This is a genomic window from Methylophilus aquaticus (genome assembly GCF_030769565.1).
Lineage (GTDB): Bacteria > Pseudomonadota > Gammaproteobacteria > Burkholderiales > Methylophilaceae > Methylophilus > Methylophilus aquaticus.
In genome coordinates this window covers 131,050-155,914 of sequence record NZ_JAVCAP010000004.1, presented here as the reverse complement: position 1 = coordinate 155,914, position 24,865 = coordinate 131,050, and the positions used below count along the sequence as shown (strand labels likewise).

General features: G+C 50.5%; 21 protein-coding genes. 11 read left to right on the top strand and 10 right to left on the bottom strand.

Going from position 1 to position 24,865, the window contains the following annotated elements; genetic code table 11:
• The first annotated feature begins 15 nt into the window (after positions 1-15).
• From Q9291_RS03625 to Q9291_RS03610, 4 genes are read left to right on the top strand one after another with little or no spacing between them, the layout of a single operon-like run.
• Positions 16-1,704, top strand: coding sequence for a bifunctional protein-serine/threonine kinase/phosphatase (locus Q9291_RS03625; RefSeq protein WP_306388632.1), 1,689 nt, complete (start codon positions 16-18; stop codon positions 1,702-1,704).
• A 33-nt stretch (positions 1,705-1,737) separates the two neighbouring features.
• Positions 1,738-2,049 carry a nitrite reductase small subunit NirD gene (gene nirD / locus Q9291_RS03620; protein WP_306388631.1) on the top strand — a complete coding sequence of 104 codons (312 nt, stop codon included), beginning with the start codon at positions 1,738-1,740 and terminating at the stop codon, positions 2,047-2,049.
• 28 nt (positions 2,050-2,077) lie between these two features.
• The gene (locus Q9291_RS03615; protein ID WP_306388630.1) at positions 2,078-4,843 is read left to right on the top strand and encodes a nitrate reductase; all 2,766 of its coding nucleotides are present in this window, start codon (positions 2,078-2,080) and stop codon (positions 4,841-4,843) included.
• Between the two features lie 42 nt (positions 4,844-4,885).
• The gene (locus Q9291_RS03610) at positions 4,886-5,551 is read left to right on the top strand and encodes a type IV pili methyl-accepting chemotaxis transducer N-terminal domain-containing protein (RefSeq protein ID WP_306388629.1); all 666 of its coding nucleotides are present in this window, start codon (positions 4,886-4,888) and stop codon (positions 5,549-5,551) included.
• A gap of 29 nt (positions 5,552-5,580) precedes the next feature.
• Here the strand turns inward: Q9291_RS03610 and Q9291_RS03605 are convergent, their stop codons facing one another.
• Together Q9291_RS03605 and Q9291_RS03600 are read right to left on the bottom strand one after the other, a co-directional pair.
• Positions 5,581-6,447, bottom strand: coding sequence for a DMT family transporter (locus Q9291_RS03605; protein ID WP_306388628.1), 867 nt, complete (start codon positions 6,445-6,447; stop codon positions 5,581-5,583).
• A gap of 53 nt (positions 6,448-6,500) precedes the next feature.
• Positions 6,501-6,812, bottom strand: coding sequence for an ArsR/SmtB family transcription factor (locus Q9291_RS03600; protein ID WP_306388627.1), 312 nt, complete (start codon positions 6,810-6,812; stop codon positions 6,501-6,503).
• Between the two features lie 104 nt (positions 6,813-6,916).
• Between Q9291_RS03600 and Q9291_RS03595 the strand changes: the two genes are divergently transcribed.
• The 7 genes from Q9291_RS03595 (at position 6,917) to Q9291_RS03565 (ending at position 12,294) form a co-directional block, all read left to right on the top strand.
• Positions 6,917-8,023, top strand: a complete 1,107-nt coding sequence (locus Q9291_RS03595) for an NADH:flavin oxidoreductase/NADH oxidase (protein WP_306388626.1) — start codon at positions 6,917-6,919, stop codon at positions 8,021-8,023.
• Between the two features lie 178 nt (positions 8,024-8,201).
• Positions 8,202-8,624, top strand: coding sequence for a hypothetical protein (locus Q9291_RS03590; protein WP_306388625.1), 423 nt, complete (start codon positions 8,202-8,204; stop codon positions 8,622-8,624).
• Positions 8,625-8,633: 9 nt separating this feature from the next.
• On the top strand, positions 8,634-9,158 hold the full coding sequence (locus tag Q9291_RS03585; protein ID WP_306388624.1) for a YMGG-like glycine zipper-containing protein: 525 nt from the start codon (positions 8,634-8,636) through the stop codon (positions 9,156-9,158).
• Positions 9,159-9,319: 161 nt separating this feature from the next.
• On the top strand, positions 9,320-10,135 hold the full coding sequence (locus tag Q9291_RS03580; protein WP_306388623.1) for a DUF6279 family lipoprotein: 816 nt from the start codon (positions 9,320-9,322) through the stop codon (positions 10,133-10,135).
• A 114-nt stretch (positions 10,136-10,249) separates the two neighbouring features.
• The gene (locus Q9291_RS03575; RefSeq protein ID WP_306388622.1) at positions 10,250-10,519 is read left to right on the top strand and encodes a type II toxin-antitoxin system TacA family antitoxin; all 270 of its coding nucleotides are present in this window, start codon (positions 10,250-10,252) and stop codon (positions 10,517-10,519) included.
• Entirely contained in the window at positions 10,516-11,001 is a 486-nt protein-coding gene (locus Q9291_RS03570) for a GNAT family N-acetyltransferase (protein ID WP_306388620.1), read from the top strand. Before Q9291_RS03575 ends, Q9291_RS03570 begins: the two co-directional genes overlap by 4 nt.
• Positions 11,002-11,271: 270 nt before the next feature.
• Positions 11,272-12,294, top strand: coding sequence for an IS110 family RNA-guided transposase (locus Q9291_RS03565; protein ID WP_306388619.1), 1,023 nt, complete (start codon positions 11,272-11,274; stop codon positions 12,292-12,294).
• Positions 12,295-12,634: 340 nt separating this feature from the next.
• Here Q9291_RS03565 and Q9291_RS03560 read toward each other — a convergent pair whose 3' ends face one another.
• The 8 genes from Q9291_RS03560 to Q9291_RS03525 form a co-directional block, all read right to left on the bottom strand.
• Positions 12,635-16,243: a TonB-dependent receptor gene (locus Q9291_RS03560; protein WP_306388618.1), complete on the bottom strand. Its 3,609-nt coding sequence runs from the start codon at positions 16,241-16,243 to the stop codon at positions 12,635-12,637.
• An 89-nt stretch (positions 16,244-16,332) separates the two neighbouring features.
• Complete coding sequence (locus Q9291_RS03555) at positions 16,333-17,319, bottom strand: FecR family protein (protein WP_306388617.1); 987 nt, start codon at positions 17,317-17,319, stop codon at positions 16,333-16,335.
• Positions 17,320-17,351: 32 nt separating this feature from the next.
• Positions 17,352-17,933: an RNA polymerase sigma factor gene (locus Q9291_RS03550; protein WP_306388616.1), complete on the bottom strand. Its 582-nt coding sequence runs from the start codon at positions 17,931-17,933 to the stop codon at positions 17,352-17,354.
• Positions 17,934-18,072: 139 nt separating this feature from the next.
• Complete coding sequence (locus tag Q9291_RS03545) at positions 18,073-18,657, bottom strand: hypothetical protein (protein ID WP_306388615.1); 585 nt, start codon at positions 18,655-18,657, stop codon at positions 18,073-18,075.
• A 433-nt stretch (positions 18,658-19,090) separates the two neighbouring features.
• Positions 19,091-19,897, bottom strand: coding sequence for an energy transducer TonB (locus Q9291_RS03540; RefSeq protein ID WP_306388614.1), 807 nt, complete (start codon positions 19,895-19,897; stop codon positions 19,091-19,093).
• A complete protein-coding gene (locus Q9291_RS03535; protein WP_306388613.1) occupies positions 19,890-20,315 on the bottom strand; it encodes an ExbD/TolR family protein in 426 nt (141 codons plus the stop codon). Before Q9291_RS03535 ends, Q9291_RS03540 begins: the two co-directional genes overlap by 8 nt.
• Before the next feature lie 3 nt (positions 20,316-20,318).
• On the bottom strand, positions 20,319-20,951 hold the full coding sequence (locus Q9291_RS03530; RefSeq protein ID WP_306388659.1) for a MotA/TolQ/ExbB proton channel family protein: 633 nt from the start codon (positions 20,949-20,951) through the stop codon (positions 20,319-20,321).
• 289 nt (positions 20,952-21,240) lie between these two features.
• Positions 21,241-24,825 (bottom strand): TonB-dependent receptor, encoded by a 3,585-nt coding sequence (locus tag Q9291_RS03525; protein ID WP_306388612.1) that lies wholly within the window; start codon positions 24,823-24,825, stop codon positions 21,241-21,243.
• Positions 24,826-24,865 lie beyond the last annotated feature (40 nt).

Below are 24,865 nucleotides of genomic sequence, written 5' to 3'. Positions count from 1 at the left end.
GCACAGGAAGAATAGATGGGACTTGTATTCACACTCGGTGAAAGCAGCTTAACCGGCCCCAGACCACGCAATGAGGATTATATTGGCGTGGTCACCCCGGCAGACGCTCAGTTGGCGATCAAGGGCGCCTTGCTGATGGTCGCCGATGGGGTCAGTGGTGCAGCGGGCGGCGCCGAAGCGGCCGAGATGACGGTGCGTACGGTTTCAGCCGACTATTACGCCACCCCGGATACCTGGACTGTGCAGCACGCGCTGGAAACGGTGCTGCAAGCTGCTAATCGTTGGGTATTGTCGCAAGCACAACGTCGCAAACAGCTGGCCGGTATGGCAACCACGCTTTCCTTGCTGGCTTTGCGCGGGCAACGCTATGTGCTGGCCCATGTGGGGGATACCCGCATTTACCGTTTGCGCGCGCAAGCCCTCGAGCGCCTGACGACAGACCACGTGTGGGATAAACCTGATCTGCGTCATGTGCTGAAACGTGCGGTCGGGCTCGATGCGCACCTTTCAGTTGACTATACCGAGGGCCTGTTACAGGCAGGCGATATTTACGCCATCATGAGCGATGGTGTGTGGGATGCCATTTCTGAGGCCGATTTACACAAAGCACTGATGCTCTACAACACGCCCCAACTGATGGCTGAACACCTGACGGCAGCCGCACTGGAAAACGGCGGTCAGGATAACGCCTCGGTGCTGGTGGTACGCATTGAAGAAACCGGGCAAGACCACTACACCGACATGCTGGCTGACGCCGAATCCTTGCCTGTACCCGCAAAACTGCAGGCGGGCGACCGCATTGACGGATTTACGGTGGCCAAAGTGATCCATGACTCTCGCCTGAGTATGCTGTATCAGGTGCGCAATGATGCCGGACAACTGTTTGTACTGAAAACCCTGCAACCGGCGCTGGCCAGCGACAAAGAAAGCTGTCAGGCCCTGCTCAATGAAGAATGGCTGGCCAAACGCGTTGTCTCGCAATGCGTGCCACAAATATTGCCGCTGAGCAAACATCAGCGCAGTGCGCTGTACTATGTGATGACCTGGCATGAGGGCGCCACACTGGAGCAGCGGCTGGAAGCTGGCCATCATTTCACTATCAACGGGATTGCCAATATCGGGCAAGACCTGTTGCGCGGCCTGAGCATGTTGCACCGCTTGAATATTGTGCATCGCGATATCAAACCGGGCAACATCCATATGGGCAGTGATAAACGCCTGCGCATTCTGGACCTGGGCGTGGCGTTGAACACCACACTGGTGATTCCAGAAAGCATGGAAAATCCAGGCACCCCGTGCTACATGGCGCCCGAGCTGTTTGATGGCAAACTCGCAGACCGTCAGGCCGATATTTATGCGGCAGGCGTCACTTTGTATCACCTGCTGACACGCAAATATCCATATGGTGAAATCGAACCGTTTCAAAGCCCGAGGTTTGGCGAGCCGGTGCGCCCTAGCCGCTATCGCCCTGAAATTCCGGCCTGGCTGGAAGGTGTGATTCTGAAAGCGATTGCGCGTGACCCCAAAAACCGCTTTGAAACCGCAGAAGAAATGCTGCTGGCACTGGAACATGGTGAACTCAAGCCTATCCACATTCCACGCACCCCCCTCATCGCGCGTGCCCGGCTAGTGAAATGGCAGTGGCTGGCCATTATGTCATTTTTGTTAAATATATTATTGATCTATGTATTGCTGGTCTCCTGAAGACCGGATGATTTAGAAAAGAAGAGGAACCCCATGAGCTGGACCAAAATTTGCCCCTTAAATGACATTCCTGCCCTTGGTGCACGCGTCGTGCGCCATGGTGAGGTGGATATAGGCGTATTTCGCACCGAGGATGACCGCGTATTCGCCCTCAACAACAGTTGCCCACATAAAGGCGGACCGCTTTCTCAGGGCATCGTCTATGGCGATAAAGTCGCCTGTCCGCTGCATAGCTGGAAAATCAGCCTGGTGGATGGCAAAGCCGATGAACCGGATGTCGGTGAAACCGCCTGTTTTGCCGTGAAAGTCGAAGACGGCAACGTCTATCTGCAATTAAACAAGTAATCTGCAATTTTAGCCACACAGGTCACGTATGACGCAACAGCAACAACTTCAAGCGAACGACCAGGCGCTGACGACCGCGCCGGTGCAGTTTTATCCGCAACGGCGTGAAACCCGCAGCACCTGCTGCTATTGCGGCGTGGGGTGTGGCGTCATCATCACCACCGAAGGCAAGCAGATTGTCGACGTCAAAGGTGACCCCGAACATCCGGCCAACTTTGGCCGCCTGTGTACCAAGGGCTCTACCCTGCACCTGACGGCCAAGCTCGATGCGCGTGCGTTACACCCGGAAGTCCGCCTGTCGCGCGACTTGCCACGAGAAAGAGTGACTTGGGATAGCGCTCTGGACCATGTGGTGGATCGCTTTGCCGACATCATCCAGACCCATGGCCCGGATGCGGTGGCCTTTTATATCTCGGGCCAGCTGCTGACCGAAGATTATTATGTCTTTAACAAGCTGGCCAAAGGGCTGATCGGCACCAATAACGTCGATACCAATTCACGCTTGTGCATGAGCTCGGCAGTCGCAGGTTATAAAGTCACACTGGGTGCCGATGCCCCACCGGCCTGTTATGAGGATATCGACCATACGCAATGCCTGTTGATTGCGGGCTCGAATACCGCTTTTGCCCACCCGATTGTGTTCCGCCGCATAGAAGATGCCAAAGCAAACAACCCGGACATGAAAATTATCGTCGTAGACCCGCGGCGTACCGACACCGCGCAGTTTGCCGACCTGCATCTGGCCATTTTACCCGGCACCGATGTCGCCCTGTTTCATGGCATGCTGCATGTCATGCTGTGGGAAGGCCTGCTCGATATGGCCTATATCCGTAACCACACCGAAGGCTTCGAAGCGCTCAAGGAAACCGTACGCGAATACACGCCGAAAATGGTCGCCGATATTTGTGGCATCCGTGAAGCCGACATTATCCAGGCTGCCAAATGGTTTGGCGCTGGCCCGACCCTGTCGATGTATTGCATGGGGCTTAACCAGTCCATCCATGGCACCGATAAAAATGCCGCGCTGATTAACCTGCACCTGGCCACCGGCCAGATCGGCAAACCAGGTGCCGGGCCTTTTTCGCTGACTGGACAACCCAATGCCATGGGTGGCCGCGAAGTAGGTGGTATGGCCAACTTGCTCTCAGGCCATCGTGATTTAGCGAACGCTGAACACCGCGCGGAGGTTGCCCGTTTATGGGGCGTGCCAGACGTGCCTGCCTCGCCAGGAAAAACGGCTGTCGAAATGTTTGACGCAGTGAACAGTGGCGAGATCAAGGCGATCTGGATTGCCTGTACCAACCCGGCGCACTCCATGCCAGACCTTAACAATGTGCTGGCTTCACTGCAAAACGCCGAGCTGGTGGTGTTGCAAGATGCCTTTAACAACACCGACAGCAACCAGTACGCCGACGTGTTTTTACCGGCCTCCACCTGGGGCGAAAAAGAAGGCACGGTCACCAATTCCGAACGCCGGATTACGCGTGTGCGTCCAGCCGCACCTAAACCCGGTGAAGCCCGGCATGACTGGGAAGCCGTGGTCGATTTTGCGCAACGCCTGGAACAAAAGCTCGGCAAAACCAGCACCCTGTTTAACTACCCGAATACCGAAACCATTTTTAACGAACACCGTGAAAGCACACGCGGCCGTGACCTCGATATCACCGGATTGAGTTACAAGATTCTGGAAGCTCAGGGGCCGCAACAATGGCCATTCAAGGACGGGGCCAGCAGCGGAGAAGCACGCCTGTATACCGATGGTATTTTTCAAAAACCCGGCGGCAAAGCCCAGTTTCACAATGCCGTGTATAAAGCGACGGCAGACAAAACCGATGCCCGCCACCCTTTTCACCTGCTCACTGGCCGCCTGCGTGACCAGTGGCATGGCATGAGCCGCACCGGCACGCTGGCCCAACTGTATAACCACGCAGAAGAACCGGTAGTCTCGATGCATGCAGATGATATGCAACGGCGCCAGATTAAAAACGGTGACATCGTCAAAATCAGTAATAAACGCGGCAGCCTCACCATCAAGGTACAGCAGTCTGATGAAGTCAAACCTGCCGAGCTGTTTATCCCCATGCACTGGGGCCGGCAATTTATGCATGGCCTGGGCGTCAATGCGCTGATGCCGCCTGCTTTTGATAAAACCTCCAAACAGCCGGAGCTGAAACACACCGCGGTCAAAATTGAGAAACGCACCCTGCCCTGGCAGATGACCATCATGCGCAGTTGCCACGATTTACACCTGATCGCCCAGATACGTACCCTGTTGCCCGCATTTGAGTATGCCACCGTTGGTCTGTATGGCCGTGGCAGCGGCATGGTGGTGTTGCGTGCATCGCACAGCGAAGCGCCAGACCCCGCTGTGATTGCACAACTCGACACCTTGCTCGGCATGGTGGAAGACGCGCCCATGCTGGCACTGGACGATGCAAAACGCGGCGTCAGCAAACGGATTCTGGTCGAAGAAGGCCAGGTTACCGGTGTCAGGTTGATTGGCGAAACGCTGGCCGCCGACTGGCTGAAGCAGATCATGCAGGAAGGCCAGTTTACCGACGCACTGCGCAAATGGGCGCTGGCCCCGCTTGCCGCGCCGCCAAGCGGTCAAAAATCACGTGGCAAGATTGTCTGCAACTGCTTTGATATTTCGGAAAACGAGATCATCGACACCTGCGAAATGGGCGCGGATTTACCCACCCTGCAAGCCAAACTGAAATGCGGGACGAATTGTGGCTCATGCCTGCCAGAACTCAAGCGCTTGGTAAAAGTGCATGGCAAGACCCATGTCTAGCCGTTCCGCAGCGCAAGACTTCACACTTCCTAAGCTGACAATATGTCCATGAACGCATTCAAAAAGACGGATAAACCCACGCAGCATGCCATGATCAACAGTGACTTGATGGTGGCCCTGATCAATTTATCCGGACGGCAGCGCATGCTCTCGCAACGGATTGTCCTGAACATCCTGTTCAGCGCGCACCAGCCACAGGCGATTGTGCAGGCCAAAGAGGCATTGACCTTATTTGTGCAGACCCACACCCTGTTAGTCAATGGTAACCATGAGTATCCTGGCATTTGCTTTGATGCGTTGGAAAAAGTATTGTTTGGGCCTGATCACAATGAGGCGAAAATCCAGCAGTTTATTCAACGTTGCACACACGCCATCGACACTTTTGAGAGAAGCGCAAGTCTGCCAGAGTCAGTCATTCAGACATTGGGTGAAGAGGCAGGCATGATTGTGACCATCCTCAATCAAGTCACCATGACCTACGAACACGAATCCAAACGATGCGAACTGGTCAGGCGCAAGAAACAGGAAAGCCTGATGCACAGCATCCAGAAGATTGCCAAGGAAGCCAAAATCGTCTCGTTTAATGCGCAGGTGATTGCAGCCAGATCAGGGAGTGCAGGCAAAGAGTTTGCGGTGGTGGCGAGTGTGATGACAGACATCACCAATGAAATTGAACAACTGGTTGCTGCCGCGATGACCAGTACATAGCATCGTGCTCCAGCCACAAATCTTCACCGCTAGCGTGCTGCTGGCCGAGAAAACGCACTGAACGTTACCGCACTGATGACCAGCACAGCGCCAAATAGCTGCGCATGGGTGGGTGGCATACGCTCAAATGCAGCGATCACCATGGTGGTGACTGGCACCAGATTCAGGAAAATTGCTGCTTTTGACGGACCCAGACGCGCGATGCTTGCGTTCCAGAACAGGTAGGCCAACACGCCACCGCACAGAGACATCATCAACAGGGCCGACCCTGCCCCCATGGTCGGCAATACAGCACTGTCACCATGCATCCAGGCCGCGATACTCAATGCAGCCGCGCCCACACTCATGATGCCCGCAGTGCTTGCAATGCCGCTGACCTCTTTCGGCATGTTTTTTTTCACCAGCACGTTATAAAGTGCCCAGTTGAAATTCGCGATTAAAATATACACATCACCGATCGACACCGTGAGGTGGGCGCCCGCCCCCAGCACCACAATGGCCACCCCGGCAATGCCAATCGGGAACGCAATCAATTGCCGAACGGTCGGCTTGTCACCCAGCATCAGGTAGCCGATAATCGCTGTGAGCAAGGGGTTCAGCCCCATGATCAACGCGCCATTGATGGCCGAAGAAGTCTCCATCCCCAGAAAGAAAAACAGGTTGAAGCCAAACACGCCCACCACGCCCAACGTCAAATAGGCCTTCCAGTGGCGCCAAGGGATCGCATCTTTCTTGACGCACACAATCAACACCATCACAGCCGCAGCCAATACATAACGGCTGGCCCCGGCAATGTATGGGCTCATTTCAGCCAGCACAGGCTTGGCCAGATTGAAATTGGCGCCCCAAAATACTGCGGCGAGGGTGGCCATTAAATACGTTTTAATCGTGTGCATAGATTGCTTTACGGCGTTATTTTCATGCGCGTTTGGGTCAGGATCAAGCCGGATCAGGCTTGATCAAGCGCCTTGAGTACCGACTGCAATACACCGGGAAACTTCTGCTCAATATCGGCCACTCTGAGTGCATTCATATGCTCGGTGCCTTCAATCAGCGTTTCAACCAGGCCGGCGGAGCGCAAAATTTTAAAGTGGTGTGACATGCTGGATTTGGGACGATTCAAGTCAAACTCGCCACACGTCATTTTGCGCCCGGCAGCGGCCAGGCGCGCAACGATCTCCAGCCGTGTCGGGTCAGACAGCGCATACATCAGGTCTGTCAATTCTACTTGTTCAATTGCCGGGTGTTTGATTTGTCGCATGGCCTGAATTTATCACAGTGCTTGCTATAATTCTATTGTTCGATTATATTCGAACAATAGAATTTAAACACCGTAGTTCACTACACTTTTTAAAAGGACTGTTTATGGCTGACCTGTTTTCAAGCTACACCTTAAAAGACATCACATTGCGCAACCGCATTGCCATCCCGCCCATGTGCCAATATATGGCAGAAGATGGCATCGCCAATGACTGGCATCTGGCGCATTACACCAGCCTCGCGCGTGGTGGCAGCGGATTGGTGATTGTCGAAGCCACTGGCGTGGCACCCGAAGGCCGCATCACCCCAGGCTGCCTCGGGCTATGGAACGATACACAGACAGAACAACTGCGTGCCATTGCAGCGGCCATCAAAGCCGCAGGTGCGGTGCCAGGCATCCAGATTGCACACGCGGGCCGCAAAGCCAGCGCCAACAAACCGTGGGAAGGCGATGACCATATGCCAGAAAATGACCCGCGTGCCTGGCAACCGATAGGCCCTTCAGCGATTGCTTTTGGCGGTGACCTGCCACGTGTGCCGAAGGAAATGACGATTGATGAGATTGACCGTGTAAAAAGTGACTTTGTCGCTGCCGCCAAACGCGCACTGGATGCCGGATTCGAATGGCTGGAAATCCACTTTGCCCATGGTTACCTGGGGCAAAGCTTTACTTCAGCCCATGCCAACCATCGCACAGATATTTACGGAGGCAGCTTTGAGAATCGCGCACGTTTTACGATTGAAACACTGGAAGCGATTCGTGAAGTCTGGCCGGAAAACCTGCCACTCACGGCAAGATTCGGCGTGATTGAATACGATGGTAACGATGAAGAAACCCTGAATGAATCGATTCAACTGGTCAAAGCCTGGAAACAGCGCGGGCTGGACATGCTGAGCGTGAGCGTCGGCTTTACCATTCCGCAAACCAATATTCCCTGGGGCCCGGCATTTCTGGCGCCAGTGGCACAACGCGTGCGCAACGAGGCCGGTATTCCGGTCTCATCCGCATGGGGCTTTGGCGCGCCCTCACTGGCCGATAACGCCATCCGGAACGAAGCGCTCGACCTCGCCATGATAGGCCGCGCTCACCTTGAAAACCCGCACTGGTCATATTTTGCGGCCAAGCAACTGGGTAAGGAAAATCCAGCCTGGGTATTACCCGCCCCTTATGCACACTGGCTAGCCAGGTACAGAAGCCCGACAGAAGCGTAACCCTTAGGCCAACCCTGCTTTTAGCCTGTACTGTTAAAAACAGGGTTGGCCTGCGCGCCAAACGCATTCAAGCTTGGCCACACAGATACACTCCGATACAAACCCGACCCCTGCCAACGGGAGAATTTTGCGCAATTGCCTGTCAGAATCCATATACACATGCATTTCTGGAGGCGCTATGTTCAATTTAAAATCCATCAGTCTCATCGGTCTGTTTGCCTTGATTGCCTTCAGCAGTCAGGTCGCTCAGGCGCATCCACCCGGTCGCGGCGGCTGGCATGGCGGTGGCGGTATTGGCCTCTATTTCGGCGCACCCTATCCGTTTTTCCCCTACGCCTATAATCCATACCCATATCCCTACCCCTATGTGTACACCCCGCCGCCCGTGGTGATTACACAACCCCAATCACAAGTGTATATCGAGCAAGACAACAGCGCCTCTGCACCGGCCACACAGACTGCCCCCGCGGCCAATAACAATGCTGCGTCATACTGGTATTACTGCGAGCAGTCAGACAGCTACTACCCCTACGTGAAAGACTGCCCGGCAGGCTGGAAACAGGTCACACCCACACCACCGGCCAACGCCTCGGTGAAATAGGAGGCCACCATGCGCACAACCCGCACCCTGGCAGTCATTGCCCTCACCCTAGGCCTGGCAGCCTGTGTCACCAACCCCGCCGGCCCCAGCAATATGGCGCTGCCTGGCACCGGCAAAGACTTTAACAACTTCAGGGCCGATGACCTCTCCTGCCGTGATTACGCCGTCACCCAAATTGGCGGCAAGAGTGTGAACCAGCAATATAACGCCAGCCTGGCAAGCACCACTGCTATCGGGACGGTCATCGGTGCTGCCATCGGCGCAGCGACTGGCGGCGGTGAAGGTGCTGCGATTGGGGCCGGTGTAGGCGGGTTATCGGGCGCTGCCGCAGGTGCCAACACCGCGTCCATCAGCGGCATGAACGCCCAGGATAAGTATGACAATGCCTACTATCAATGCATGTATGCGGCCGGACATAAAATCCCGGTCCCTGCCAGCATGGCAAGAACCTACTCCAAGGCGGCCAATACGCCCTCTTCGACAGTGGGGTCTGGATATTATCCACCGCCGCCACCGCCAAATCGTCCTCGCTAGCGCAATAAAGTGCAAGGCGCACGGAACGCAGGAGCCGAGACAGTTAGCGGAGCCATTTATTCGGCGTATCCCTCACGGTAGCGCAAACTTAGCGCATGAGTCATGGTCGTAAAGCCATGCGAATAATCAAACCCATTTTCATCCTCCTGCTCGCGTTTCCAATGATCAGTTGTAGCCTGGTAAAAACCGCTTACAACAACGCACCTGCACTGATCGCATGGCGGCTGGATGATTATTTTAATTTCAGCGAAGCGCAAAAAGCCAAACTCAAGCCCGCACTGCAGGAATTGCATGCCTGGCATCGTAAAAACGAGTTACCGCGTTATGTTTCATTGTTGAATCAAATAAGCGACGATTTAAGTCATGACCTGAGTGCACAAACTGCCTGCCAGCGTATTGAATCGATCAAATCCAATGCGCAAACGCTTCAAACAAACATGATCCCTATCATCGTGGACGTAGCCGATACACTGAGCGATAAACAACTGCAGCATTTGCAGAAAAAGCTGGAAAAACGCAACCAGGAATGGAAAGACGAATGGTGGCAGGAAACGACAGAAGAACAGCGGGAAGTCAGGTTAGAAAAATCCACAGATTTTGCTGAAAAGGTCTATGGCGATTTAAACGAAAAACAAATAAACATGCTAAAACAAAGCATCGCCAAGCATGGCATTGACCCGGCGATGATCTATGCCGAAATTTTGCGGCGCGACGAAGATGCGTTGACTATTCTAAAGACATTACGAAATCCCGCCTCGTCAAACGAAGAAAAATCGCAACTGGTCCGCGCAGGTTTTGAGCGCATGCAAAATAGCCCTAATGTCGCTTATCAGACGTATATCGAAAAAGTCACGCAACTCACGTGTGAAACCATCGCAAGCCTGCATGCCACGACAAGCGCCAAACAACGCAGGCATGCGCAACAATGGGTAGAAGATTACAAGACGCAATTCACCCAGTTGCAAAGCAAAAAATAGTGGCAAAAACAGGGTCAGCAACAAAGTCAGCTAATGACATAAACAGCCCCGTATTGACAATAGCTATACAAAAATAGATAATTCGTATATCTAACGTATACACAAAAGGATTGCATGATGCGTGCTGCCGCTATTAATCTACGTGCACTGCCCCAACAGCGAGATTTGATTGATCAAGCAGCCAGCCTGCTAGGTAAAAACCGATCAGACTTTATGCTTGAAGCCGCCTGCGAGCGTGCCCAAGCCGTGCTGCTTGATCATGTCTGCTTTTCGCTGGATGCGGAAAAATATCAACGATTTACACAACTGCTAGATGCGCCACCAGAACAAAATACTGGCCTTGAACGCTTACTAGCGGTGAAAGCCCCCTGGCAAAAAACATGAGCCTGGCCCTCAATGCACCTGAGCCACTGGCTGCACATCATCAGTTAGCCCACTTTACTTGTGGAGAGGCGGTGTTAGATCAGTGGCTCAAACACCGGGCACTTGCCAACCAATCCAGTAGCGCAAGCAGAACATTTGTTGTTACCGATCAATCGCAGCAGGTATATGGATACTACGCACTTGCTGCTGGCGCAATCACGCACCAAATGGCAACAGGTGGCGTGCGCCGCAATATGCCAGACCCTATCCCGGTGCTCGTGCTGGCACGTCTCGCAGTTGATACACGTGCACAAGGGTTAAAACTCGGCGGAGCATTGTTGCAAGATGCTGTGAATCGCGCGATGACTGTTTCGCAAAATTTAGGTGCCCGCGCACTGCTCGTACATGCGCTGCATGACAAAGCAAGAGCGTTTTACCAACATTACGGATTTCAGCCCTCGCCTATTGACCATTTGGTATTGATGCTAAGGTTGAGTAGTTAAACGCTGTGTATTAGTTTTGTCAAAACACAAACGAGGGGCTACCACAAACAACGGTCAGACGGTATCTCGTATCATGTCATTGCTGAACAAAAATCTCCGACAAGCCTTACACTATTGCCTGTGATTGAGTCAGCTGAGTCGAGTGACATCGGCTAGACTTTAGGCCAATAATATCAAAGCCTGTGGGTCAGATTGGTGCCTCGACTCGTTTCACGTTTATAAACCGAACGGTAACTTGGGCGCAAAGCCTGCATACGAGGATGGTTAACGATGAATCTCAATGGTGATATGGATAAAAGCTATATTGGTATTGATGTGGCTAAACGTAAACTGGATTGCGTGATCATGCGTCACGGTAAATTCAAATCCAAAGTGTTCCCCAATCAAGCAGACGGATTTCAAGCATTGCATCAGTGGTTATTGGCGTATGAAGTCTGTACAAATCAAGCACACCTGTGTCTTGAAGCAACCGGCCCATACAGCGAACAAGTAGCTTTGGCGCTGGTGAGTCTTGGCTGGCAAGTCAGTGTCGTCAACCCTGCACGGATTAAAGGCTTTGCACAAAGTGAGCTTGCCAGAAATAAGACAGACAAATCCGATGCTGCCTTGCTGGCCAGATTCTGCATGGCCTTACAGCCTAGCTTATGGGTGCCACCCAGCCCAGCCTATCGACAGTTACGCGCCCTTGTAGAGCGGCGACAAGCGCTACAAGACATGCACCAGCAAGAAATGAATCGTCTCGAAGCGCATCAAGCTAGCGGTGAGGTGTTGGTAATTGGGCATGTTCAGCAGCACATTGACTGGCTTAATGCACAAATCACCCAGATAGAAAAAGACATTGACGACCATATTGACGGACATCCAGAGTTAAAACAGGATGCCGAGTTGATGGCTACGATACCTGGATTGGGTCATGTCACCATTGCCAAAGTGCTGGCTTATGCAGGCGATGTACGTCGATTCACCAATGGCAAAGCTTTGGCTGCTTATGTGGGGATTACGCCTAAACAGCGTGAGTCTGGCAGTTCGGTCAAAGGTAGAACCATGATTGCGAGAACTGGGCATGCTGCGCTCCGAAAGGCGCCCTATATGCCGGGGATGGTGGCTTTGCGACATAATCCTGCGCTTAAGGTGTTTGGTGAGAGAATGCGCTCAAATGGGCTGGCGCCCAAAGCAGTGATTGGTGCAGTGATGCGCAAGCTGGTGCATTTGATTTACGGGGTGATTAAATCAGGCAAACCTTTTGATGCGGAAATTCCTCTCAAGGGACTTGCAATTCAAGACGGTATCTGACCCTAAGCTTCCCACGTTACAGGTCTTTGGTGAGAGAATGCGGTCAAACGGGCTGGCACCTAAAGCGGTGATCGGCGCGGTGATGCGAAAATTGGTGCATTTGATTTACGGAGTAATTAAGTCAGGTAAACCTTTTGATGCAGAAATTCCACTCAAGGGGCTTGCAATTCAAGACGGTATCTGACCCCATATGTTTTGCTGTCCAACTAAACGGGGCCACCTCTTTTGCTTGGTAGTCACAAATGCCTTTTAATTCTCAATTTTTACCCGCCAGCATAAATTTAATTAAGCTTTCACCTGGCGTCATTGGGACTTTCTCCTAAATTAAAGTGCCGAATCATTAATCTGGCTGGAAATGCCAATTCAAGCTAAACCATACTCCGCGCGGTGCACTCGGGGCTATATAGTTAGTGCTGCGCCAATCATTAGAGTTATGGTTGTAGCCATCAGGCCCAATATTGCCTAATACGCTCGGTGAAAAAGGGTTTCTGCCCAGGCGACCAGCAGTGAAATACTCTTTATCAAATAAGTTGGTGACTAGCACTGTGGCTGTCCACTCTTTATTGAAGCGATAACTACTTTGAAAGTTGAATGTCGCATAACCGGGCGCCTTACCTGGGTTAGTGGTAGGCGCTAATGTACGGGTATAAACCTCAGCTTTAGTCGTACCATTGCCACTGCCATCATCTACCTGCCTAATAGCGGTATAAGTGCGTGAAACACCCACTTGATGCTCGTTATTCTCGTTGCCACGCAAAAAGCTATCAGAGTGTGCGACCATGGTCAGACCGACATTCCAGTTATCGGTGAGATCGTAACTGAGCGTCCCGTTTAGGTTATGTAGCGAAACGCCAGGCATGCGATCACCCGGCTTCACATTAATCACCCCTTCACCTAGCGTACTGATAGTTCTGGAGCTACTGTTATCAGCGCTAAACATCAGGAAATCATTCTGAAAGGTAGCATCGGTGAGGCCATAATTAAGACCAAAATGTAATCTATCAACATTTCCTTTAAAGCCAGCCTCAATACCACGACGACGGGTCTTGCCTATAGTGTCAAAGAATCCTCGACCGTTACCAATGGCTACAAAATAGATGTCATCTTTGAGATCAGTTTGATACGCATTGATATTCCATTGTGTGCTCTCACCCCACGTACCCCTCATCCCCACTTCATAACTGGTTGCTTTAATTTGTGGCAGATAAGGGTCACCTGAGAGGGTGGTTGGTAAGGTGCATTGGCGATTCTCAGCAATACTTTTTGGCACTTCATAAGTTCCGCCATTTCCATCGCTTGAAAATATGCCAGAAGGAGTGTGATCCAGTGCACAACCTAGCTCAATCACGCTGGGCACGCGTGTACCCTGAGCCCAGTTTGCATAAAGATTGAGATCTGGCCTGGCTTGCCAACTGGCGCCCAATTGCGGATTAAACGAGTTAAACTTAAACTTCTCTGTTTCAGCACTATCCAGTGCATTGGTGATTCTAGGTATGGTGTAATTTGTAGAAACACCGGTACAGGCTGCATCAGTACAAATATTGTAAAGATCTGGATAGCCAATCACATCACCGATCTCGTACGCACCTATGCCACGGCGCGCCGCAATTTTGTTTTTTGTTTGAGTATCGTTATAGCGGCCTGACATACTGAAGTGCCAGTTATCAACTGGGCTCCAGGTTTCACTAAAATAAATACTCTTAGTAGTTTGTGTGCCAGAAAAATCATTATTGCTGACCCATTGATCTGCACCTGCATACATTGGGTGGATATCATCTGGGGCAAGATACGCATTACGGCTTGCATCCAACAGGCCCAAGCGTTGTTTGTTAGCATAAGTAGCATCTGCGGCATCAATAGAAGCCCCCACCATCACTTTATGATGATCAAGGTGCCAGTTGAGCTGCACTGAAGCGCCGTTGGTGATTTGGTCAATCTGGTTATCGGTAAATATCGCAGTTGGCGTGTAATATTTTTTACCGGTATCAGGGTCAACCTCGTAGACTACCCCACCTGTTCCACTACCAGCACCATCCACTGTAGCTACCGTATTAGTATTTGGCGCAATGTAGGTAAAAGCACCTTTGCCCTGCTCGTTTGTCGCATCCGCAAGCTGAGTGGCAGTACAGTTGTCATTATTAGTTGGCGTTGTGAGAATCAACCAATTTTTATAATTGACACCATTGACTGTGGAATAATAAAAATTGTCTAAATTGAAATAAACGGTTGCTCCTGATGCTGTTGGGAATGTACCTACCCGAAAATCGGCTAGTCGATAAGAATCCTCCCCACCCTCAGTTGTACCGCTAAACTCAGGCGAAGCCCCAGCAAACGCTACAGACTCCTCTTCTCTGTTATAAACTCTGGTTTCCCACAGGTTTCTAAAATAAGTGTATTGATACTTCAACACATTTGCATAGTATTCAGGTACTTCGGCATTAAATACTGCATCTGAATAGTTTGTTAATGTATTGCCAGTTGAATCCGTGCTTAAGTCTGCAAATCCGCCAAGCGCATCTAAGATGAATGAATTGCTAAAGGAGTCATATGTCCCAGAGCCCGGACTATCTTCAGCAATTGAAACGACTACGTAATCTGGCACACCATAAAGATTATTTGCGCTACTTGTAAACAAGCAGGTATATTGCTCTGTAGATGAAGGAATACGACGTGCTAAGGCGTCATCCTCAATCCCTGTAAACACGTCAGCCCCCTCTTGATGACGGCGACTATTGCGGCGATACACCTGACCAGTCACACTAAAGGTCTCCGTCGCTTGAAATGCACCTGATAATTGAAACTGAGCAAGATTATTCGTAGTTTTGTCAGGTCCAGTAAAAATGCTGGTAGGATCTTGGGCATACATTTCACTCGGTAGCAACCCATTGCCCACCAATTTGTTTTGCACCAGTAAGGTGCTTAAGCTCAAATCGAGTTTATCGCCACGATAGCTGGCTTTACCAAAAGCCTGATTGACCCGGCTAGGTGAGTTTTGGCGCCATCCATCTTCTAAAAAGAAATTTCCCGCACCGAATAACGCAAGTTCTCCGTTATTCCAGCCGCCTTCAACTTGAAGTTGCTTACGCCCAAATGAGCCAGTCAAAATATCAACATCGGCGCCAGCGTTATTAAAGCCATCTTTTGTTTTAAGGGAAAAAGCACCGCCTAGCGTGTTTAAACCGAAGATAGGATTAGAGCCTGGAAATACATCCACGCTGGCAAGCGCATTCATTGGTAGCATGTCCCAGTTAACTACATCGCCAAATGGTTCGTTTACTCGAATACCATCGATGAATACTGACAAGCCTTGTGGAGTACCAATCTGTGGGCCTGCGGTAAAACCACGGTACTGCACATCCATTTGAAATGGGTTGCCCTGGTAATCATTCACCGTTACTGACTGCAGCTTACGGTTCATGAGATCCGTGATACTTAACGAATGTGCCTCTTTGATTTCTTTAGCCGAAATGCTTTGCACGTTACCGGGGATTTCTTCCTTGGTTAAACCCAAGCCAGGCAATGGACCCAATTCATAAAAGCGTTTGGCGCGCACCTCCACCTTGTCTACATCCACCGACTTCGTTTCAGCTTTTACAGCACGTTGAATTACTATTTTTTCACCGTCAATCTTGCCTTGCAGGCCAGTGCCATCAAGTAGCCGCTTCAAGGCTTCTTTACGCGCCATGCGGCCTTTGACGGCGGGGGATTTTTTATCAACGATGAGGGCGCTATCTACGGTCAGTGAGAGGTTGGTTTGAATGGCAAACTGGCGGAGAGCTGCGGCCAGTGGCTGTGCTGGCATGTCGAGCGTGATGGGGATTTGAAACTCATCGCCGGGATCAGCCGGGAGCTGGGTGTTGAACTCTGCGGCATGCGCAGGGGTGTGCAGGTGAAAAGTGACCCCGATGGCCGCTGCCAGCACGGCTTGTTTAATGGTGTAGTTTTGCATAGCCCGTCCAAAAATTACATCTTGTTAGTGATGTAACTGGCGAGCCTGCAAAACACCTGATATGGGATGACAATAAAAGTTGTAAATATTTATCTGGCGGGTTCAATCACCAGACCGTCCGGCTTGCGATTTAATACAACGGGTACCGAGCTTGGCAAGTTGCGGATAAACTCTTCAACCTCGCCCGCCTTGAGTACGGCGTTGATTTTGGGAGTGTTATCGCCAAAAAACATGGCTTTTACGGGCTGCTGACGGTAGCGTGACAAGGTTTCAGCCACTTCAAACATATCGGCACGGTCAAACATCATCATGCCTTTGGCAAAGCCAAAGCCATCGGCGGCATTGCGGTTGACGTACTCGGGCGCTTCGCGCAGTACGATTTCGGCCACTTGTCCGTGATGCAAAATCAAACTGCCTGCACGGCCATCGGCACGTGCCACGTGCACGCTGCCATGATCGACGCTAATGCGCACGCGGTTAGCCAGTTGGTTAACGGCAAAGCGGGTGCCCAGCACCGTGACTTTGGCTTGTGCGGTTTCCACCACAAAAGGCCGTTCGGCATCTCTGGCGACTTCAAAAATGGCTTCACCCTGTTTGAGTTTCACCAGACGCTGATGGCGATAGTAGGTGATCTCCAGGGTGCTGTTGGCGTTCGCCGTGATCACGGAGCCATCTTCCAGCGTGCGCTTGATAATTTGCGCCACCGCAGTGTTTTGGGTTTGCTGTGAAACCGGTGCGGCTTGCCAGGTTTGGTATTGGCCATGCCCTAACCAGCCCAAGCCGAGGCATAGCACCAGCGTAGCCAAACCGGAGGCAAGTTTTGAGCGTTTTTTGCTGCGCTGTGTTTTCTCGAAAAACTGCTTTTGCGTCATGGCATTCGACAAGTTTCTCAAGCGATCAGTCGAGGTAAAATCTTCCATGGTGGATTCAATCAGACGATAGGCAGACTGATGCCGGCGGTCAGACAGTAGCCACATTTCAAATGTGGTCCGCTCCGGCGCATCTGGCGCAGCCTCACGCATCCGCATATACCAGCGGACAGCCGCTTGCCTGATGTTGTCTTCATGTTTACCCATTATGCGACTCATGGTTATGTGGTCATCTTTAATTAGTCTGCTGCAATCAATGCACGTGCACTGCTTAAATCCAGAATGGCGCGCATAACGTGCCGCTCTACCATGTTTTTGCTGATGCCCAGCTTTGCTGCAATTTCGCTGTGGGTGTAGCCTTCTACCCGGTACATCCAAAACACTTGCCGGCAGCGTGGTGGCAATTGCTCCAGAATGTGCTGTATTACTTCCAGCCGCTGCTTGATGTCATTAAGATGCTCGACCGACAATGTCGGCTCATTCAACCACGCATGCTGGAGGCCCGCATCGGCATCCAGCGAGACAAAGCGCTGGTTGGCATGGTAGGCATCGACAATCAAATGCTTGGCAATGCTGCGGATATAAGCATGCGGCTCGATATCACGGTTGGCACTGCCCGAGACGGTAAAACGGATAAACGCATCATGCAGAATATCTTTTGCCTGATGCGGGCACGCGACCTTGTAGCGGATATACCCCAGCAGGTCGCTATAGGCCCACTCCAGATTAATCCCGCACCATGTCAATGTTTTATCCATGCTGGTTAAACCGCAATATCCATGCCATGGCAACAGAACACCTAACTTATTGATTTCACTCACCCTGCCAGCATCCATCGCCGTTAAGCTGGCCTTAAATCAAAGCAAATCAACCACCAGGCTGGCTGATAACAACCAATTTCACATGTTGAATGCTGTGCGTTAAATGCCCGTTCAGCCGTGAAATATACAAATGCATGCCTTAATAAATTGCACATTCAGATCTTTGCTTACGCTTTGAGTGAGCCAAACCCAGCATGAGCAACCCGCTCGCAAATAGCCATGCGGTTGGCGGTGCAGGCACACTACTGATGCTATCCGGGGTCACGATGGTCCAGTCAATCGTCAGATTGAGCACTTGATTATTTACGTAGCCGGTTGCCATTCCCATAAAAAAAGCATTGGCATAGGCACCGGTGTTTGCCACGCTATCCAGGTTTTGCATATAAAAGGTGCCACTGAGTTGCAGATTCGTACTGCTGTAGTCTGGCACTTGCGTACTCAGGTCGAACATCCCTGTAAACGAGCCTGTGCTATCGGTGCGGGTAAAGCTCCCAAATGCAAAATAAAAATCTGGAAAAAATGAGATTACTTCGTGGTTTGTGGTCAAGCTGGCAATGGTGCTGTAGAAGGTGGATTGACCAGAAAAGTAATCCGCATCAATCATGACATCCTGCGCAAACACTCCGGAAAAGCTTTCCAGAAACTGCTCAACTTTGGCTTCAGCGTTGAAACTCACCAATGCGGCCAAGCCAATCATTATTTTTTTAATTTTGTTAGAAACCATTAATAGCCCTGTCTTTTGTTGATATCAATCAGACTTTTGCACGTAGCAAACGCATGCCTAAAAACGCATCACCTTGTCATCCTCGCGTAAGCGGGGATCCATATAAGTGATTAATTAAAATGGATTCCCGCTTACGCGGAAATGACAGAATGTTGGTACTTTCGTCAAAAATAGTCACTTTTTTAGTGGGTGCAAAAGTCACTCAATCTGTAAAAAAATCCCCTACTTCAACATCTCGGAGGAAATGTTGAAGTAGGGGCCCAAGGTCGGGATCACACTCGGGAGGCAGAGGGAGATTGCCTTTTGTGACCCCAACAACCAAGCTATTTTTATGGTTGTTTTATGTTGCGACCCTTTTTAATGATGAAACCCCAATGCACTACTCAATCCTGGCTCTCTATTCAATCCAGACCCACTATCAGATCCAGAAACCCTATGAATCCAACCGGAATGACACAGGAATCGTCACCTTGAACGACTTTTTGGCTAGACTGCCCTTCACCGATAACTGCGCAATGGCTTTTTTCACCATACGGATCGCCTCTTCATCCAGTGGCGTGTGACCACTGGCATCCACCAGCGTCACTTGCACCATTTCGCCTTTAACAAACTGCGCCACAATTTTCACATCGCCTTCCATATGGCGGCGGATGGCAATTGCAGGATAGCGCTTGCTCTTGCTCACCATGTCATGCAATTGCTTGCCATAGCCATCCCAGGCCTCATCATCGGTAGCCGCAATTTCTTCGTCATCTGTCATTTTGGCGGGCTGCGCCGCGGCAGCACTTTCGCGCGCTTCTTTTGCCGCGTGGTCAATACTGGCGGCGGGTGCTGCAGATTCAGCGGCCTGATGTTTGCTCACTGCTGTTTCTGGTGCCGGGGCTACAGGCTCGCTAGGCGCCACCACTGGCTCTGACACGCGATAGTCTTGCGGCGTAGCGGGTTCTTTAGTAGCCAACACTTCTTTCGGTTTAGCTTCTGCCTTGCTCACAGGGGGAGGCTGACTAAGAGGTGGCTGTGGCACAGGCACCTCTGGTTTGGTCTCTGCAAGCTGTGTCACCGCTGGCCGGGTTTTCATCGAAAACAGCTCAATTTCCAAACGCTCGGGGATCTCCGGCAACGCTATACGACTTAAGCGCGGATAAAACACCACCACCAGCGCATGCAACAGCAGCGAGAGCACAATGGCACGCCATACCTGAAACTGCCCGTCATCCTCCATCGCCAGCCCACTAGTCATGCACGGCTTTACCTGCATCTGGCGCCATCACAAAGCTAAACTTGCTGATGCCTGCACGCTGAATCGCCGCCATCACCTTGGCCACCGCGCCGTATTGCGAGTGCTCGTCAGCATAAATTTCCACTGCGGCATCGTCGCGTGTTTTAAGTACCTTCAACTCAGTGGTGAGTGTGTCCAGTGACAAGCGTTGCTCATCCAGAAACACATCCCCGACATCTGTCACACTGACATGGGCTGTTTTGGGGATGGTCACCGCGATTTCGGCACTGGCTTTGGGCAACTTTACCTTGACCGCATTCATCAGCAGCGGCGCCGTTACAATAAACACGGTCAGCAACACCAGCATCACATCCACCAGTGGCGTGACATTAATTTCGCTCACCAGCCCCTCTTGCTCCATATCATTCAGCATGGCCATGGCTTAACTCTCCACGCCAGACTTGGTCAGCAAAGCCTGAAAACGCGTTGCAATCTGCTCCATATCGGCATGATGCGTTTTCTGCTTGCGCATAAAGTAGTTGTAAGCCAGCACCGCAGGCACGGCAGTGGCAATGCCAATCGCCGTGGCAATCAGCGCCTCGCCAATCGGCCCAGCCACCACATCCAGCCCCGCCGAACCGGTAGCCGTAATGGTTTTTAGCGCATTCATAATGCCCCACACCGTGCCAAACAAGCCGATAAACGGTGCGGTAGAGCCAATACTGGCCAGCACGGCCACACCGCCATCCATGCGACGGTGCTCCAAATAGGCCTGCTGACGCAGTGACAGCAACACCATTTCATGGCGCTCTTCTTTCTCCAGCATGGCATTGGCCAACGCCTCGTTCAGGGCTGTCATGCCTGCACGGCACAAACGGGCAAAACTGCTCTCTGAGTGTTCCAGCACAGCAGGCAACTCATACAAATTGCGCATGGCGTTCCACTCCTGCAAAAACGACTTGCCGCCTGCATCAGCTTTAATCCACGCCCAGGCTTTCATAATGATGATGGACCACACCACCACTGACAAAAGGCCCAAAAAATACAACACCACATCAACAATATCAGGCACCATGTCCACGTTATTCCCCACTCAATTAAAGTCCACATTCGCAAAAAGCATGTTGCCTACCAGCCACTCAAACAAGCAGTGGTTGCGCAAATCAACCACCCAAACTGCTCAGCAACCAACTTGGTTAAACACAACCATCTACGCCTCATTAAAATCCGCAACACAATCGGGAAAAAGTCCCATTGCATCTCTCATATTGTTTTATCGCTGGGGGACCCAAAACCCTGATGTCGTTAACACAACTTTACGCATTTGTGGATTAAACCAACCAATCCGCATCAGAAAGCATGTATCAATCCGGCTGAAAGTGCCAATTCAAACTAAACCAGACTCCTCTTGGAGCTGCAGGTGAAATAAAGTTGGTGCTCCGCCAATCATCAGAGTTATGGTTATAGCCATCGGGGCCAATGTTGCCTGCTACACTTGGTGAGAATGGATTGCGCCCCAACCGGCCTGCCGTGAAGTACTCTTTATCAAAAAGATTAGTGACCAACAAGGTGGCAGTCCACTCTTTACTGATGCGATAACTGGTTTGCAAATTGAAAGTTGCATAGCCAGGCACAGTTCCTGGATTGGTAGTAGGTTGTAATGTTCTAGTAAATACATCTGGAATCAAGTTACCTGCACCATCATCAATCAGACGAATGGCAGTGAAAGAACGTGACACTCCGACCTGATGTTCATTATTCTCGTTACCTCGAACAAAGCTATCTGAATGCGCAACCATACTCACTCCGACATTCCAACTATCAGTCAGGTCATAGCTCAAATTTGCATTGACGTTGTGCATGGAAACGCCGGGCATTTTGTCTCCAGGTTTCACATTAATCACGCTGTTTCCAAGCCCTGGAATATATGTACCACTACTATTATCATCACTGAACATCAGGAAATCATCCTGGAAAGTGGCATCCGTCAAACCGTAATTCACTCCAAAATGGAACCTATCAACACTGCCCTTTAAGCCAGCTTCAACTCCTCTGCGACGAGTTTTACCAACGGTATCAAAGAATCCCTGTCCATTTCCCACTGCCACAAAATAGATATCATCTTTAAGATCTGTCTGATAAGCAGTCAGGTTGTATTGAACGCTTTCACTGACCGAACCACGCACTCCAACTTCATAAGTAGTAGCCTTGATTTGTGGTAGATAAGGGTCACCAGAAAGCGTAGTAGGCAAAGTACATTGTCGATTTTCAAGTACACTCTTTGGCACTTCATATGTACCTCCTTGCCCATCGCTATAAAATACACCCGTCGAGCCATGATCCAAGGCGCAACCTAATTCGATAGCACTCGGCACACGCGTCCCTTGTGCCCAGTTAGCATATAAATTCAAGTTGGGTCGGGCTTGCCAGCTTGCGCCTATCTGCGGATTGAACGAGTAATAGCTGAATTTCTCAGTCTCTGCAGAATCCAGTGCATTGGAAATTCGAGGTAATCGATATTGGGTTGAGACTCCGGTACAAGCTGGAGGGTCTGTACAAATATTATAAGAATCGGGGTAAGAAATGACATCACCGATTTCATAAGCGCCTATCCCACGACGTGCAGCAATTTTATTTTTGGTTTGTGTCTGGTTATACCGTCCCGATAAACTGAAATGCCAGTTATCTACTGGGCTCCAGTTCTCACTAAAATAAATACTTTTAGTATTTTGTGTGCCTGAGAAATCATTATTGCTGATCCATTGATCAGCGCCTGCAAACATCGGGTGAATATCATCTGGTGCCAAATAGGCATTACGTTGGGCATCTAATAAACCTAATTGCTGCTTGTTAGCATATGTGGCATCAGAAGCATCGATAGAAGCCCCCACCATGACCTTATGATGATCAAAATGCCAGTTCAACTGGACTGAGGCTCCATTTACAATTTGATCTATCTGGTTATCAGTAAAAATTGCAGTTGGGGTGTAATATTTCTTCCCTGTATCTGGGTCCACCTCATAAACAACTCCCCCTGTCCCACTGCCAGCCCCATTTACGGTAGCCACCGTTGAATTTGCGCCAGGTACTAAATATGTAAAGGCCCCATCTTCAGAGGTCTTATCCAAATCTTGTGTAGCGTTACAATTATCGACATTACTTGGCGCCAACAACATCACATAATGCTTAATGCCATCAGGGGTATAAAAGTAATTTTCATCACTGGCTATAAGAGGATCACCAGACCCTGGACCAAATGCTAAATCAAATTTCCGTCCATCAAAAACATTAGAAAAATATGAGGCCTGCCCATTGGACCAAGTTTCAGTATTTCCTTCATCAAGTAACTCAACCCCTCGGTTATAAACTTGCTTCTCATAGAAGTTCTGCCACACCTCATAATGGTTTTTAAAATACTTCTCGAACTCAGGTGACAAAGTGCCATTCAAAGTGGATTTTGTTGGATCAATGGTCATCGTACTGAAATAGGTGTCAATAAAACCTCCTGGATCCAAAAGGTCTTCACCATTGGACACATCAACATCTACAACTATATAGTCTGGCAGCCCTCGTCCGTTGGTACTATTGAACACACAAGTATATTGCTCTGCCGCTGACGGAATACGACGTGCCAATAAATCATCATCTATGCCACGAAAAACATCCGCACCCACTTGATGACGTTTACTATTTCTGCGATAAACCTGGCCCGTAATACTAAAGGTATCGGTGGCTTGGAATGCCCCTGCTAATTGAAACTGGGCAAGTTGATTAGTTGTTTTATCAGGCGCTGTATAAATACTGGTAGGGTCTTGTGCATACATTTCGCTTGGCAATAATCCGTTACCAGTTAGCTCCGTTTTTACCAACAATGTACTAAAACTTAAATCAAGCTTATCTCCACGATAACTGGCTTTACCAAATGCCTGATTGACCCTGCTAGGTGAGTTTTGGCGCCATCCATCTTCTAAAAAGAAATTTCCCGCACCGAATAACGCAAGTTCTCCGTTATTCCAGCCGCCTTCAACTTGAAGTTGCTTACGCCCAAATGAGCCAGTCAAAATATCAACATCGGCGCCAGCGTTATTAAAGCCATCTTTTGTTTTAAGGGAAAAAGCACCGCCTAGCGTGTTTAAACCGAAGATAGGATTAGAGCCTGGAAATACATCCACACTCGCTAAGGCATTCATGGGTAACATGTCCCAGTTCACCACATCGCCAAATGGTTCGTTGACGCGAATGCCATCAATGAACACACTCAACCCCTGTGGAGTACCAATTTGTGGGCCTGCTGTAAAACCACGGTATTGCACATCCATCTGGAACGGATTGCCTTGGTAGTCATTGACTGTGACTGATTGCAGCTTACGGTTCATTAAGTCGGTAATGCTTAATGCATGAGCCTCTTTAATTTCTTTAGCCGAAATGCTTTGCACGTTGCCGGGAATTTCTTCTTTGGTTAAACCCAGGCCAGGCAGAGGGCCGATTTCATAGAAGCGCTTGGCGCGCACTTCTACACCGTCAAGCTTGAGGGTTTTATCTTCTTTGTCTGGCGCTCCAGGAATCGGTTTGGGTTTGGGGGCAGCTCGCCGCAGCTGGTAGTGCCCGGCTTTATCTTGCATGACTTCGAGCCCGGTATCTTTGAGCATGGTTTCAAAGCCTTCTTGCAAAGTGAATTGGCCGTTAAGCACATGCCCGCGTTTGCCCTGCGTGAGTACGGGATCAAAGCCTAGCAAAATACCTGCTTCAGCGGCGTAGCCGGGCAAGGTGTCACTGAGGTCTCCTGCCGGGATATTGTAGGTTTTTTTGGGCAAGGCGGTATTGAGTGGCTCGGCAGTGGCCATGCCTGCAAACAACAAACAACTGGCGAGCACCCAGCAGTGGTGTGAACTGAGTTTACTTTGGCGCAGCACTGGCGCAGAACGCCAGTTTTTTTTGCGATTTTTCATTCGAGGTTTTCCTGCATCTGGCAAAAATTTCTGTGAATAC